Source organism: Paenibacillus sp. FSL A5-0031, assembly GCF_001956295.1.
GTDB lineage: Bacteria > Bacillota > Bacilli > Paenibacillales > Paenibacillaceae > Pristimantibacillus.
Window position 1 is genome coordinate 315844 of the sequence record NZ_MRTD01000007.1, and the last position, 14617, is coordinate 330460.

16 protein-coding genes are annotated in these 14617 nt (G+C 44.2%); 13 read left to right on the forward strand and 3 right to left on the reverse strand.

Annotated features, from left to right (window positions below; all coding sequences use genetic code 11):
• Window positions 1-528: 528 nt before the first annotated feature.
• On the reverse strand, window positions 529-885 hold the full coding sequence (locus BK120_RS15120) for a hypothetical protein (RefSeq protein ID WP_076268322.1): 357 nt from the start codon (window positions 883-885) through the stop codon (window positions 529-531).
• Window positions 886-2598: 1713 nt separating this feature from the next.
• On the opposite strand from BK120_RS15120, the gene BK120_RS36410 reads away from it, so the two are divergent.
• The 4 genes from BK120_RS36410 (at window position 2599) to coaD (ending at window position 4611) form a co-directional block, all read left to right on the forward strand.
• Window positions 2599-2754, forward strand: a complete 156-nt coding sequence (locus tag BK120_RS36410; RefSeq protein ID WP_372238997.1) for a DUF3310 domain-containing protein — start codon at window positions 2599-2601, stop codon at window positions 2752-2754.
• 516 nt (window positions 2755-3270) lie between these two features.
• Window positions 3271-3471, forward strand: coding sequence for a hypothetical protein (locus tag BK120_RS15135; RefSeq protein ID WP_076268324.1), 201 nt, complete (start codon window positions 3271-3273; stop codon window positions 3469-3471).
• Window positions 3472-3524: 53 nt separating this feature from the next.
• Window positions 3525-4121: a 16S rRNA (guanine(966)-N(2))-methyltransferase RsmD gene (gene rsmD, locus BK120_RS15140; protein ID WP_076268325.1), complete on the forward strand. Its 597-nt coding sequence runs from the start codon at window positions 3525-3527 to the stop codon at window positions 4119-4121.
• Entirely contained in the window at window positions 4108-4611 is a 504-nt protein-coding gene (gene coaD, locus BK120_RS15145) for a pantetheine-phosphate adenylyltransferase (RefSeq protein ID WP_076268326.1), read from the forward strand. Before rsmD ends, coaD begins: the two co-directional genes overlap by 14 nt.
• 39 nt (window positions 4612-4650) lie before the next feature.
• On the opposite strand, the gene BK120_RS15150 is transcribed toward coaD, so the two are convergent.
• A complete protein-coding gene (locus BK120_RS15150; RefSeq protein ID WP_076268327.1) occupies window positions 4651-5922 on the reverse strand; it encodes a nucleoside recognition domain-containing protein in 1272 nt (423 codons plus the stop codon).
• 208 nt (window positions 5923-6130) lie between these two features.
• Here BK120_RS15150 and BK120_RS15155 point away from each other — a divergent pair, with 208 nt between their 5' ends.
• Window positions 6131-7186: a YlbL family protein gene (locus BK120_RS15155; RefSeq protein ID WP_076268328.1), complete on the forward strand. Its 1056-nt coding sequence runs from the start codon at window positions 6131-6133 to the stop codon at window positions 7184-7186.
• A 20-nt stretch (window positions 7187-7206) separates the two neighbouring features.
• On the opposite strand, the gene BK120_RS15160 is transcribed toward BK120_RS15155, so the two are convergent.
• Window positions 7207-8457 carry a nucleotidyltransferase gene (locus BK120_RS15160; RefSeq protein WP_076268329.1) on the reverse strand — a complete coding sequence of 417 codons (1251 nt, stop codon included), beginning with the start codon at window positions 8455-8457 and terminating at the stop codon, window positions 7207-7209.
• A 161-nt stretch (window positions 8458-8618) separates the two neighbouring features.
• Here BK120_RS15160 and BK120_RS15165 point away from each other — a divergent pair, with 161 nt between their 5' ends.
• From BK120_RS15165 to BK120_RS15200, 8 genes are all read left to right on the forward strand, one after another.
• Entirely contained in the window at window positions 8619-9140 is a 522-nt protein-coding gene (locus tag BK120_RS15165; RefSeq protein WP_054029020.1) for a YceD family protein, read from the forward strand.
• Between the two features lie 38 nt (window positions 9141-9178).
• Complete coding sequence (gene rpmF, locus BK120_RS15170) at window positions 9179-9352, forward strand: 50S ribosomal protein L32 (protein WP_006036546.1); 174 nt, start codon at window positions 9179-9181, stop codon at window positions 9350-9352.
• Between the two features lie 277 nt (window positions 9353-9629).
• Entirely contained in the window at window positions 9630-10226 is a 597-nt protein-coding gene (gene fapR / locus BK120_RS15175) for a transcription factor FapR (RefSeq protein WP_054029019.1), read from the forward strand.
• Window positions 10210-11199 (forward strand): phosphate acyltransferase PlsX, encoded by a 990-nt coding sequence (plsX, locus tag BK120_RS15180; RefSeq protein ID WP_076268330.1) that lies wholly within the window; start codon window positions 10210-10212, stop codon window positions 11197-11199. The genes fapR and plsX overlap by 17 nt, the downstream gene beginning before the upstream one ends.
• A 9-nt stretch (window positions 11200-11208) precedes the next feature.
• Window positions 11209-12195: a beta-ketoacyl-ACP synthase III gene (locus BK120_RS15185; RefSeq protein ID WP_076268331.1), complete on the forward strand. Its 987-nt coding sequence runs from the start codon at window positions 11209-11211 to the stop codon at window positions 12193-12195.
• Between the two features lie 134 nt (window positions 12196-12329).
• Window positions 12330-13268 (forward strand): ACP S-malonyltransferase, encoded by a 939-nt coding sequence (fabD, locus tag BK120_RS15190; protein WP_076268332.1) that lies wholly within the window; start codon window positions 12330-12332, stop codon window positions 13266-13268.
• A gap of 15 nt (window positions 13269-13283) precedes the next feature.
• A complete protein-coding gene (gene fabG, locus BK120_RS15195; protein WP_076268333.1) occupies window positions 13284-14033 on the forward strand; it encodes a 3-oxoacyl-[acyl-carrier-protein] reductase in 750 nt (249 codons plus the stop codon).
• A 91-nt stretch (window positions 14034-14124) separates the two neighbouring features.
• Window positions 14125-14358, forward strand: coding sequence for an acyl carrier protein (locus BK120_RS15200; RefSeq protein WP_053375686.1), 234 nt, complete (start codon window positions 14125-14127; stop codon window positions 14356-14358).
• Window positions 14359-14617: the final 259 nt, after the last annotated feature.

A 14617-nucleotide genomic window follows, 5' to 3' on the forward strand; every position in this document is an offset into this window, starting at 1 on the left:
GGTTTTTTTCATTGCTTGCATCTAATTAACTAAAAGACTCAGGTACCTTTATAAAAGTTTCTTGCTTATATTCTACTGATTTTTCTTGAATACTTTTAATGAAATTATGAAATGTTAAAGCTTCATTGAACAATACGAGTACTGCTTAAGGGGAATCGCGCGAATTATTCGCCGACCGATTATGGTGAACCATACCCTAAATAAGAAAAAAATTAAAAATCCTTGTATCTTATTTAAAATTGGATTGTCTTATATTGAGAGGCGTATTGATATGACAGGGGGGGGGATGGAGCTGAAGGATCTGCAGATTGTGTAACAAAACGGAATTAATAATACACGGTTGGTCGAGACACTAATTTGTAGTCAATGAAAAGATCTAAGCTGTGAGCTAAATCTGACAGGATTTCGATAACTGGTTGCGATTCTTGTCTCACAAACAGGGAGAAGTCTCCGTAATAATAGGGAGGCTTTTTTCCTGTTTTTGCATGTGCTTTGGATTTTCGATATCGTTATAAATGATGGCGTTTATTACAGTTGTGCAAAATCTTCTGGCTGCATAGCATCCCATTCATCGCTTCGATAAGCTTTACCATTATATCTTACATAATAAAGCATATTCAGGTTTTTAATTTCTTGTTTTAATACTTTCTTATCAAATGGGCCGTTTCCGAAAATTTCATTTAAATCTTCATTCAATAAATTCAAAATTTCATCCGGCATCATGGCGTTGCTGTTATCGATAAGTTCTACCCCTGAGTACTCCAAGTTCATTTTAATTTTAAATCCCGAACTGACAATCCCTTTTATTAATAATGTGGAGTTACTTTTTGGTTTTTGTTTAATTTCATCAAAAAACACGGAACAATTAATACCCTCTGGAATCAATGGAACACCTCATATCTAATTTTACTCCTTAACAGGAGTCTATTAGTATTGTACACCTAATTTATTTATTTCTCTCTCTTATTTAAGATTCTTCCTTATTATTTTAAAATCAAAGCATTGCTAGGTATGGTTTTATCATTAATGTTGCCTAAAACCGCTAAACCAGAAGAGAAGAGATTGGCAAAAGAATCACAATGGCAAACAAGAGATGGGTTAAAAATGAAAGCGGCTAGTTGAAGCTCATCAGGATGAGTTAGAACTGATATTAACTGTTTGGAATTGGGACGATGGGGCTTTATTCAAAAAATCGCGCGCCCTTTTTATGGGAGAGGAGATCTTCCCCTTTCGGTTAGATAGCAAGTTGCCTATATAGAATATAAAATAAGATTAGTCAGACCTTTCACATGTCCGAAATGGTACGAAATAAGGCAAGGTTTTTCTCATATGTTCTATTTATTCGTAACGCCATGGTAGTATAAATAATTTTCTTAATTTCAAAGCGGAAGGCTGGAGCAAGCTGGCCGTAGCGCTAATGCCCAGCACTGTTTTTTATTTGTGGTATGGTTAGCGTAATATAAATATGGGCTAGCTCAAGGTTAATTTTAGACCATCCTAAGCCAGCTATCTCACCTCGGCGCATGCCATAGGTGGGTGGCACAATAATGATCTGTTTTAAACCAAAAATAAGGAGAGCGTATTTAAATGACAATGAATCTTAATAAAAAGGTGAATAACGTTTTAATGTAGATGATAGAGGTAGGCTATGTATATGAAGTGGTTAAAAGGCGAGGGTCATGAGGAGGTATTGCATGGATCAGCATACATATATTACGATTTGGGATACCGTTTTAATGAGTAGGTGATGATTTGGTTTGTGCGGCTTATGGATCGGAGTAGAATCCCATCATGATTAAAGATGACGAGGAAGATATTAATAATCTAGAATGAACATTGAAAACCATTAGAATAACAAATTATAAACAATGTAACATCCGAAGGCAGCAAGTCCTAAAGCGATTAATTTAAATGCTGGCTGTAATTTGTAAAATAACATGGCGGTATCCCTTCATTTAATAGATTATATTACATTTAGTTTAACACGGATTTTAATTTGGTTTCAATTAACCGTTTGAATATCGAGGATCATGAGGAGGTTTCATCTAAAAACTTTTAAGGTGCAAATGAAACGTTGCGAATGATATACCATAATCCAAATAAGTATGCGTAAAAAAGAACGATAAATGCTCCTAATATGATTAATATTACTTTCATTATTTTCTGCATCATGGATCACTCCTTTTCATCCCATGATACAGAAATTTTTTGTAAGGAGTGAGTACCAACTTTAAATAGTACTGCATGAAAACAGAATAACTTGTAGAGGTATACGGGTTAATTAATTACGTTAAGAATGCCACCTACGAGAAATATAACTCCCATAATCAAAATTACTAAACCGCGGTCTCGGTTAAAAGTCTGTTGGCTGTCACTCGTTTCAGAATCGTCACCAATCCGCCTAAATAACCAAGAATTAGGTTTTTTTATCGAATATATCCCGAGTGTTAAAATAGCAATACCAAGAATTAATATGAACATTATACCAACTCCCTTAATGACAAATACGAAATGATTTATTATTAGTTCCGATTTGAATATTGAAAATCATGAGAGGTGAACAAAGATGAACGACTTGGGTAAACCATTAACAACATTATACTTCTTTCTGGTAAGGTTGAGTGCGTAGATGTGTTAGAAGCTGCTACAGATCAACTTTCTGGAGTTGAAACTGTGGCTACTGCAAATGTATGTAAATACTTATTACGTTGGAAGCAGAAAAACGGATTAGAAGAGTTCAAAATTTTACATTGAAAGTCCTATTTTCGTGATATATTGCAAGAAATTTGAAGCAACATAATGCAGGTACAGTCATTAGGCAGTTAATTATATAGAAGAAGCCGAAAGCCCTTTTAAATAATAAGGGCTTTTTCTTATCTTTATGTACATAAAACAAGGGTGAAAAAAGTGTGAAAAATAATTAGTATTAATCGTATTCCTGCGATCTGCAAAACAAAAGAAAACCCGCTAAACCCTTGATAATCAAGGGTTTAGCGGGTTTATGCAAATCATTAAAATGATCTAAGTAGTTCTTAATGGCGCCCCGGAAGAGATTCGAAAACGTATAGTAAGTAAGGTTATAAAAAATAGAGTATTCCAGACTGAAAGCGACTTATTTTGTTAGATAGTAGTGAAGTGTATCTCAACAATAATTTTGGTGGACAATTGGTGGACAGGAATATAAATTGCATTCAATTTAACTCAAATAAACCTTGATATAACAAGGATTTAAACAAAAAAATCGGGCGCTCCTTTCGGAGCGCCCTTTTCATGGGAGAGGAGAAACCGGACGAAGAGCTTATGGGGAAACGTAAGTCTTCTCCGCGGTTGTCTACGACATCTTGCGACGCCGATAAATTTATTTTGTCCTTATTACTGGTAAATATACTTGTTCAAAATGAAAAAAATATCGTCGTACAGATATGGGCAAGCGGCGTCCACAATTTTCGAGTTGCAACTGCTTTATTATGAACGGGATTCTATGGTACGATAGGCGGGAATGAGATAGAAGGGGGCAATTGCAAGTGAGAGTCATTGCGGGCGAGGCCAAGGGCCGCACGCTTAAGGCTGTGCCTGGTATGAATACGAGACCGACAACGGATAAGGTTAAAGAAGCTATTTTTAGCATGATCGGACCTTACTTTGACGGAGGAATAGCACTGGATCTGTTCGCAGGTACAGGTGGATTAGGTATCGAGGCTTGGAGCAGAGGCATAGAACGTACTGTTTTTGTTGATCGGGAAAGAATAAGCATTGATACGATTCGTCAAAATGTTGAAACGGCGAAGATGGGAAGCGCTGCTGAAATTTATAAAAATGATGCGGAGCGCGCATTGAAAGCGCTAGCGAAGCGGGAGCAAAAGTTCCGGCTTGTTTTTCTTGACCCGCCATACAAAATGATTACGATGGATAGTCTTATGATGCAGCTTGCCCAAAATCAGATGCTTGAGTCGGATGCGATTATCGTAGTCGAGCACGATGCAGCTCACCGTTACCCGGAGAAGCTGGAATATTTTGACCAACTGAAGCATGCGAAATACGGGGATATTGCCGTTTCTATATATCAATATTACAGCGATGACAGTCATCAAGACGGGAGTGAATCCGATGTTAACGAATAAACAAGAGCGCGTTGCTGTATATCCTGGCACGTTTGACCCTGTAACTTATGGCCATTTGGATATTATTCGAAGGTCTGCCAAACAATTTGATCGGCTAATCGTTGCCGTATTGAACAATTCGAGTAAAAATCCTTTGTTCAGCGTGGAGGAGCGCAAAGCGCTGCTTACCGAAGTGACGCGCGATATTCCAAATGTGGAAATTGACAGCTTCCGGGATTTGCTCGTTCGATTTATGAAAACACGGCAAGCTAATGTCATTATTAGAGGCATTCGTTCAGTAACTGATTTTGAATACGAGCTGCAGCTCGCTTCAACTAATCATTTGCTTGATGATGAAATAGATACGATGTTCATGATGACGAATCCGAAGTATTCCTACTTAAGCTCGAGCATCGTCAAAGAGATCGCACAATTTCACGGCGCAGTGCATGAGCTGGTACCGCCAATTGTGGAGAAGCAGCTAAGAGAGAAATATAACTCGAAAATTTAAATAAATGTTTGAAAAAGCCATTGTTTATCTTATTTTGGATTATATCGATTTACCTGTTCTCCGGTATGGCAGAAGTATGAGGGATACAAGCAGTCCCAAAAGAGTAAGTAGGATGCAGGCTGATATGGAGAACTGCCATAAAAATGGTAAATCATTTGCATTTATGATAGCAGCGACAGTGTGTTGCATAGAGTAAGGATCAGATGGCGCCAACGTTGGCGTTGCTCCAGGCGCGAGTATCGGACGAAGCATTGAAGTGAGCGGCTTCCACAGAATGATCATAAATACACAGGCATGGAGAGCATGAACGATTCTCCATAATGCGAATGGGAGCAGCTTAAGATCCGTCCCCGTAATGGAGTATCCAGCTTGTAAAATGCCACTTAGTCCGCTCCATGCAAGCACAGTTGCGATAGCAGCAGCATTCCAGAGCATGCCGGCTCCGGGAGCATCCCAGATCGCAGCCGCATAAGCACCCATATGACCTTCAAAAAAAGCCTGGCTAATAAAGTTTAGCCCAGCCTTATCTAGCCATGGCGATAGCAGCGGCTCTGATAATTTTGCAAGCACAGCTGCAAAAATCATAAATCCGCCAATCATCATAAGTTTCTGAACGCTTGCTGCAACAGAGTCGCCAAGCGCTTTGCCGAAGCTGCGGCCATCCTGCTCTCTTCCGAGGCGAAATGCCTCAGCTGCACGATGAAGGATGGTGCTGCGATACTCCACGTCATTGGCTGTAACTGGTTGTTTTTGACCTAGTTGATGACCAGGTTGGACCTGATCTGACCGCTCTTGTCCTGACTGCTCTTTACGGCTGAACAGTGTCATTATAAACATGACCCATAGCGCGGATATCCATACGGCTGCAGCAATAATGGCACCTACAATGGGCTTGTGCAGAAAGCCTGCGCCGATAACGACAAGCATAAATAATGGGTTTGGCATATGAGCGAGGGCTAGCAGCCGCTGGCCCTGTTGTTTTGTAACGACGTTTCTTTTGCGTAAGGAAGCTGTCGCTTCTGCTCCCGCGGGATAACCTCCCATCCAACCAAGAATTATCGCAAGCGCGGCTTCACCTGGCAGTTTAAACAATCGGCTCATCAGCGGCTGGAGCAGAGAGCCTAGTGCATGCGTGAGCCCAAAGGCTGCAATAAGCTCAAACAATACGAGAAACGGCAATAAACCGGGGAATACAATATTCCACCAGACGGTGAGTCCTTGAAGCGAGGCTTGAAACGCAGCATCTGGCTGAATGATGATGGCAACAACGAGCAATATGGACAGGAACGCTAACATAACTGTTTTAGCCAATGCTACTCCACTCCTTTAATCTGCTGCAAAAATAGAAATGATGCGACTCGCCGAAAGGCAGGGCTAGGGCATCATGAGATGGACAATCTTATACGTTAAATAGTACGCGTATAAAGTCATGGATAGAACATTTGGAGCAGCTTGTCTGCCTCAGAATAGTTAATGCTATATTTGACTGGCAAATTGGAAGTTTGAACGGGGTGTGCGATTGCAAAAACAACGATCAGATTTTCGCAGAATAGCAACGATCGCTGTATCGACAGCGGCTTTGATGTGGGTATTGTTATATGCTCCAACGCCCTATGTTGTTTATGAGCCGGGGATTGCTGTACCTGTTAAACCGATGGTAACGATTGAAAAGGGAGATGCTTTAGGAAAAGGCGACTTTTTGCTGACAGCAGTGAAAATGACGGAGCCTAATTTCTTGCGGACTATTCAATCGATGTGGAATTCGAATATGGATGTGCATCTCAAACGAGATGTGCTGCAAGGATACACAAAAGAAGAGTATGCACAAAGGCTAAGCATCATCATGCAGGGCTCGCAAAACAATGCGATTGAAGCTGCTTATCATTACGCAGGTTTACCCTATGCAAGTAAGCTGAACAGTGTTGTTATAACGGAAGTAAATCCTATCGATCACCCTTTGAAAAGTTCATTCAAAGCTGGAGATAAGCTTTTAGGCATTCATGGCGAAAAACCGCCGAACAACTTGGCAGTTTTGTTTGAGACGCTGAGAGGGTATGATAAGCAGCAAAATGTTTTATTTGATGTGGAGCGCAAAGGGCAGCAACTACAGATCTCTTACTCATCGGATACATTAAAATCTGTCTCGACTAACGAGCAGCTCTTGAGTGTTCTGGGCATCGTAAACTTGACGGAACAACGCGGCTTGGAACCATCGGATCACAATAACCGCATTAGTATAAAAGTAGGCGATATTGGGGGGCCATCGGCCGGTCTTGTTTTTGCTTTGCAATCGCTGGATCTGCTAACGAACGGTGATTTGTCGGGAGGTCATCGCATTGCGGCGACAGGCACGATTACTCCACTCGGAGAGGTCGGAGCTATCGGCGGAATAAAGCAAAAAGTTGTCATTGCAAGCGAGGAAGGCGCGGAGTTGTTTCTTGTTCCTTCTGATAACTATAAGGATGCCGAGGCGAAAGCAAAAGCGCTTAACGCCTCGATGAAGGTGGTCAGCGTAAGTACGCTGAAGGAAGCTGTGGAGCAAGTAAAAGATTATCTCGCTGGGAACGAAAGGTAACTTTCATTTATTTATTTCGATTAGGAATCGATGGTTACGGGTCTTTCCGTAAAATCACGGAATAACGATTGAGGGGCATGAATGCCCGGTACGCCTAGTGAATAGACACTGCTCGCTTGTGTATCAAGCTCCAAATAACGGAAGGGCTTTGGTGCTCTAGCTGCACTCAGCAGCACAGGCAATTTGGCACAATTTCGCATGCGTCGCAATAAAAGCTTGCCTTTTTCCGTAAAACCAAGCACTCTTATATATTCAACACCCGAAGCAAGCTTATCCGGTGTGAAATCAGATTTCTGATGTCCAAGCAGAATAGCAAGAAGTGAACGCTGCAGCTTCGTTCTCGTATAGCGCTTCGTTTTTAAAGCTTCTAGCAGGTCATCGAACTGGCGCGAGGGCAGCTTGGGAAGGGCATTCAAAATGCGATGCTCCAATCCTTCTGTCATCTCATGCAGGTTCGAAAGTTCATATGACGAGCGAGTCACAATCGCGTGAAGCAGCGCATTCGTAAAAGGCTCCCAGCTGATCGGGCAACGTCCGCTAGCCCATTCCTGCTGTAAGATTCGCGTTGTGGATTCTGGTACATAAGCGCGCGCTTCCTCAAGAGATCGTTTCTCGAGCAGCAGCTTGCGGATTGCGGTCGCGCTTGCGATTTGGCTGTCGGTTGCGGTTTCTTGATTGTACTGCGCTTTCTCACGAGTGATAGTGTGCGGCTCCATTTTGCCGCCTAGCCGTTTCAGCGCAAGCAAATAATGGAGCGCTAATGTATGATTAGGAAGCGCGAATGGAAAATTAGCGGCAGAGGAATAGCCATGATCCGATAAGTAGGTGGTAATGGCGCTGCTATACGCGTTCGGATAACTGATTCCCGTTTGAAGCAGCTGCTTCAATAAAGCTTTAAAGGCTGGCGGCTCGTTTGTAATGAGCTCTGCTGCCTGTAGCAGCGGCTCAAGCTCACCGTTTTCCGTTCCGAAGCAGAAGCTGTCAACGACGCCTGTCGCCTCTAATAAGGACACAGCGCCATAGGCGAACCACTCTGCGGCCTGTGTTGCGTAAGCAACCGGCAATTCAATGACAAGATCACAGCCGCCTTCAAGCGCCATACGTGTTCTAGCCCATTTATCCAGCAGGGCGGGCTCGCCGCGTTGCAGGAAATGGCCGCTCATAACGGCAACGACGGCGTCAGATTGCGTTATTTTGCGCGATTGTTGCAAATGATACAAATGTCCGTTGTGAAATGGATTATACTCGACAATGAGCCCGACGGTGCGCATTCGCTTGATCCTCTCTCTGTTAAATGTTGGTTGTTTCACTATAGCATAGAGAGGGAGCACAATCACGGTCTGCATCAAGTGTTATTGAAAAACCGTGTGAAAATGTTGACAAAACAGTAGTCTGATAGATATAATAATCTTTGTTTGTTTGGGGTGATCTGATGCAGTTTCATATTCAAGAAACAATGTCCAAAGGGTTGAAAACTACAATCGACGAACAGCTCGATGTTAGTGACCTTTTTAAAGGACGCCAAGATGTTTATCGTACGGGACCTCTCCATGTATCGCTTCAGGTAACTGGGCACGAAGAGTTTATCGAAGTGGATGGCAAGCTTGCCATCGATCTCGAGCTTGCCTGCTCGCGCTGCCTTGAACCGGTAAAGGATCATACGGTTATTCGATTCTCTGAAGTATTTAAGCGGGCTACGTCTGACGAAGACCGTGATGAGGATATGGAAGAGGAAGAGAGTGATTTCATTGAAGTAAATGCGGACAGACTGGACTTGAAGCCTTATGTGGAAGAAGCACTTCAACTGTTCATGCCTTTTGCACCGCTTTGCAGCAATGATTGTAAAGGTCTCTGTCAGACTTGCGGACAGAACTTAAATGAGCACAAATGCAGCTGCTCCACGGAGAAGGTTGATATCCGTTTTGCAGCGCTAAAGGATCTATTTAAGGAATAAGAGTAGTGCTGATTGAATTTTTGAAGGAGGTGTTAAATATGGCAGTACCTCAGCGTAGAACATCCAAGACTCGCCGTGATAAACGTCGTACGCATTTCAAACTTGCAGTACCGGGCATGGTGAAGTGTGAGCAATGCGGCGAGCTGAAATTGGCTCACCACGTATGCAAAGTTTGTGGATATTACAAAACAAAAGAGATCATTTCCCAATAAGAAATGATGTCTGGGATAGCACTTCATCCATGCGATGAAGTGCTATTTTTTTGCTCATATCGATTCGTATGACGATAGGGAATGGATGAAAAAGCGGTTATATTTTTATGCAACATTGCGCTCGAGCGTATTTTTTTATATACTTAATTAGTACCAGGTGATAATATCAAGCAACATACATATACTAATCGTACTGATGCCTCACAAGGCCGCGGAACGGATATAAGATTGTCTATCATTCACTATTTGGTAAAAGGTGGTGCCGAACATCGAACGAATGCCCAAACGGCAGCGGCATCAGCAGCTTGCCCGACACATTGATGAAAATCCTTTTATAACGGATCGGGAACTGACTAGGTTGCTCAAAGTAAGCATCCAGACGATACGCCTTGACCGGATGGAGCTTGGTATACCAGAACTTAGAGAACGTCTGAAGCTGATGGCAGAACGTTCATACGACTCCGTTCGATCGCTCGCATTGCATGAGGTGATTGGTGATATTGTCGATTTGGAATTGGACAAGAGCGGCATCTCAGTATTCGAGATTCGTGAAGAACATGTATTCTCCAGAACGGGCATTGCACGCGGTCATCACGTATTTGCACAAGCAAATTCACTTGCCGTTGCTATTATAGATGATGAAATTGCACTTACCGTAACAGCGGATATTAGATTCATTCGACCTGTTAAGCTTGGGGAGAAATGTATTGCCAAGGCTTATGTTCGTTCCATTTCGGGCGAGCGAAGCAAGGCGAAGGTAGAGCTGTTCACATATGTCGGAGACGAAATGGTGTTCCAGGGTAACTTTGTTATTTATCGGTCCGCGGGAGACACAGATGCTGAAGGAGGAGACGTACGTGCGGATCGCTATTGATGCTATGGGGGGAGACAATGCCCCTGGCTTAATTGTGCAAGGAGCGCTTGACGCGGCGGCGCAGTGGCCCGATACAGAGCTGCTGCTCGTTGGTGAAACGTCTGTTATTGAACCGCTCATGAAAGGGCAAAAGCCCGCTAATATAACCATTTGCCACGCTGATGAGGTCATTGGTCCAGATGATGAGCCTGTTAAAGCGGTACGCCGCAAAAAAGGAGCATCCATGGTCGTTGCTGGACAGCTCGTTCGTGAGAAGCAGGCAGATGCTATGCTGTCAGCAGGCAATACTGGCGCTTTGATGGCGACTGGACTTCTTGTCGTCGGTCGAATGGATGGAATCGAACGGCCCGCGCTCGCTCCTATGATGCCTACGATGGATGATGTCGGCATTCTTACGCTTGATTTGGGAGCGAATATGGATGCAAAGCCGGAGCATCTGCTGCAATATGCAATTATGGGCAGCGTTTATCGTGCCAAGGTACACGGACTGGAGAAGCCGAGAGTTGGGCTTCTGAACGTGGGAACTGAAGCGATGAAGGGGAATGAGATGGCTAAGGCGGCTTACGCTTTGCTTGAGCAAGCTCCCGTAAATTTTATCGGCAACGTTGAAGCAAGGGATGTATTAAATCGAAATTGCGATGTCCTTGTTTGCGACGGTTTTGCCGGCAATATTATGCTCAAAGCCATGGAAGGCGCCGCGGGTACGATTTTTGATTCGCTTAAGGACGCTTTCGGTCAAACGCTGTTAACCAAGCTTGCTGCGGCTATCATGCTTCCTAAGCTGCGTATGCTTAAGAAGAGAATGGACTATAAGGAGCATGGCGGTGCACCTTTGCTTGGACTGAATGGCCTTGTAGTAAAATGCCACGGCTCCTCGGATGCCCTCGCTGTGAAAAATGCCGTAAGACAGGCTCGCAGCGCCATTCAAGGACAATTGATTGAAACAATCGCATCAGAAATCAACGGGAAGTGAGTGTGCGAAATGGGTTTACATCCTGTCGGAATAATTGGTACTGGTAAATACGTGCCAGAACGTATTTTATCGAACAAAGAACTAGAAGCAATGGTTGAAACAAATGATGAATGGATTGTTACTCGCACAGGCATTAAAGAACGCCGCCTAGCATCAGCAGAAGAAGCAACATCCGATCTTGCCCTGCATGCATCGCGTGAAGCGATTGCCGCGGCTGGACTTACGGCAGAAGATATCGATCTCATTATAGTTGCTACAATTACGCCTGATATGTTTTTCCCTTCGACTGCCTGCTTGCTTCAAGATAAGCTGGGAGCAAAGCAAGCGGCTGCGTTCGACTTGTCGGCTGCTTGCTCCGGATTTATATATGGACTAGCGACAGGAACGAGTATGATCGCCAGCGGCATGTACAAGCATGTGCTTGTTGTAGGCGCTGAGACGCTATCGCGAATTACTGATTACACGGATCGCAACACATGTATTTTGTTCGGTGACGGTGCAGGTGCTGTTGTACTTGGACCGGTTGAAGAAGGCCGCGGCTTCCAATCGTTTGTGCTTGGCGCAGACGGAAGCGGTGGAGACCTGCTGAAGGTTCATGGAGGCGGATCACGCGTTCCAGCATCGGAAGAAAGCATCCAGTCGAAGCAGCATTTCATTCATATGGCTGGCAATGATGTATTCAAGTTTGCGGTTAGAATTATGGGCAGCGTGGCTGAAGAGGCTTTGCAGAAAGCTGGCCTAAACAAAGAAGATATTGATCTTCTTATTCCTCATCAAGCGAATATACGGATTATCCAGTCCGCTTTAAACAGACTAAGCTTGTCGGAAGATAAAGCGATGGTCAATTTGGACAAATACGGTAATATGTCATCGGCATCCATTCCAGTTGCACTGGCTGAAGCCGTTGAACAGGGTCGTGTGAGTGAAGGAGACCGCCTTGTACTTGTAGGTTTCGGCGGCGGCTTGACATGGGGAGCTTCCGTTCTGGTATGGTAGTATGAGCGTTGCAGCTTTTTGAAAAAATAAGACGTTATAAGTTTTCCTCTTATGACGAGCTTACATATCACCGCGAAACGAGCCATACTGTCTGATGCAGTTCGAGCCGTATACGTGTGTAAGGGGGAAACGTTATGAGTAAAATAGCATTTGTTTTTCCGGGGCAAGGCGCACAAGCTGTCGGAATGGGCAAGGACGCCTATGATGCGTTTGATCGTTCCCGTGCGATTTTTGAACAAGCGGATGAGGCACTGGGCTTCTCATTAAGCCAGATTATTTTTGAGGGACCAGAAGATATACTTAAACAAACAGCGAATACACAACCTGCACTGCTTACCGTTAGCGTTGCGCTATTGGAAGCGTTGGAAGGCCGGGGGCTGAAGCCGGATTATGTTGCTGGGCACAGCCTTGGGGAGTATAGCGCGCTTGTCGCAGCTGGAGTCCTATCCTTTGAAGATGCTGTTCGTACTGTCCGTGCTCGCGGCCAATTTATGGAGCAAGCTGTTCCTAGCGGCCAAGGCGCAATGGCAGCAGTGCTCGGCGCTGAACGCGATACGCTCGCAGCGCTTTGTGCGGCAATTACAGCTGAAGGCTCGGCTGTTGAACTTGCAAATGTGAATTGTCCAGGTCAAATTGTGGTGTCAGGTACTGCAGCAGGTGTTGATGCTGTTGTCCAGCGCGGCAAAGAAGAGGCTGGAGCTAAGCGGGTTATTCCTCTTGAAGTAAGCGGTCCATTCCATTCATCCCTAATGAAGCCTGCAGCTGTAAATCTTCAAGCGACATTAGCTGATATAGCGATGAAGGATGCTAATGTTCCTGTTGTGGCGAATGTCACTGCCAACGCGGTAACATCGGCGGATGAGATACGTGGTCTGCTCGTAGAGCAGGTGTATTCACCTGTCCTTTGGGAAGATAGCGTACGTTATTTAGTCGAGCAAGGCGTTGATACATTTGTGGAAATCGGGTCGGGAACGGTGCTTGCCGGCCTGATCAAAAAAGTCGACAAAAATCTACGCGTCATCTCGATTAACAGCATCAGTGCGCTTGAAGCGCTGCAGGTGAATGAACAATAGGATGGAGGGGATTCGATGTTTGCTAGCTTGGAAGGAAAAAAAGCACTCGTAACAGGCGCATCGCGGGGCATTGGCAGATCGATTGCTATTGCCCTCGCCGAGGCAGGCGCGGATGTTGCCATTAACTACTCAGGCAGCGAAGCGGCAGCAGCTGAAACGGCGCAAGCTGTAGAAGCACTCGGTAGACGCGCTATTGTAATAAAAGCTAATGTTGGCAAAGTAGATGAATTTGAAGCGATGGTCAAGGAAGTCATCGAGCAATTCGGAGCGGTTGACATATTAGTGAATAATGCGGGCATTACAAGAGATAATTTAATCATGCGTATGAAGGAAGACGAGTTTGACCAAGTCATAGAAACCAACTTAAAAGGGGTTTTCAACGGCATTAAAGCGGTCACTCGCTCTATGATGAAACAACGCTCCGGCCGAATCATCAACATTTCTTCTGTTGTTGGTGTGCTCGGAAACCCTGGGCAGGCTAACTATGTTGCAGCCAAAGCTGGTGTCATTGGTCTTACTAAGGCTAGTGCCCGCGAGCTTGCGTCACGCGGCATTACAGTTAACTGTGTAGCCCCAGGATTTATTCAAACCGAAATGACGGACAAGCTGCCGGAAGAAATGCGCCAATCTTTATCTGGCCAAATTCCGCTTGCCCGTCTCGGTGATCCGAGCGACATCGCAAACGCAGTCCGTTTTCTTGCTTCGGATGCTTCAGCCTATATGACTGGACAGACGATTCATGTGGACGGCGGCATGTATATGTAACACAAGATAATTCAGCAATAATGAATTAAAACGGTTACGTATGGCATTTTATCTTTAATTCTCGTATAATACCATGGAGGAGGTGAACCGGATGTCCGAAGTAGTAGATCGCGTAAAACGTATCGTCATCGACCGACTAGGCGTAGACGAAGCGGAAGTTACACTTGAAGCTTCATTTAAAGATGACCTCGGCGCTGACTCTCTTGATGTCGTTGAATTGGTCATGGAGCTAGAAGACGAGTTTGATATGGAAATTTCTGATGAAGATGCTGAGACAATCACCACTGTGGGAGAAGTAGTTAAATACATACAATCTCATACGTAAGAAGGACAAGTCCCGTTTTTAATAAACGGGACTTCTCTCCATCTAGGCAGTTTTCTGAATTACACTTAAGCAAGCAAGGCAGCTTTTATATAAACAAGCGTGAATGGCTTTATGTGCATCTCATTTATACCTCCTTATATTTCAAGCGTAAAGGTTTCGCCGTTTGGTACGGCTAGGCTTGTATTTACGGAGAAATATAAGCAGGGTATACGCAATATAGCAACATTGACCGATTAACAAAGGTGACGCAGCTTGCGCA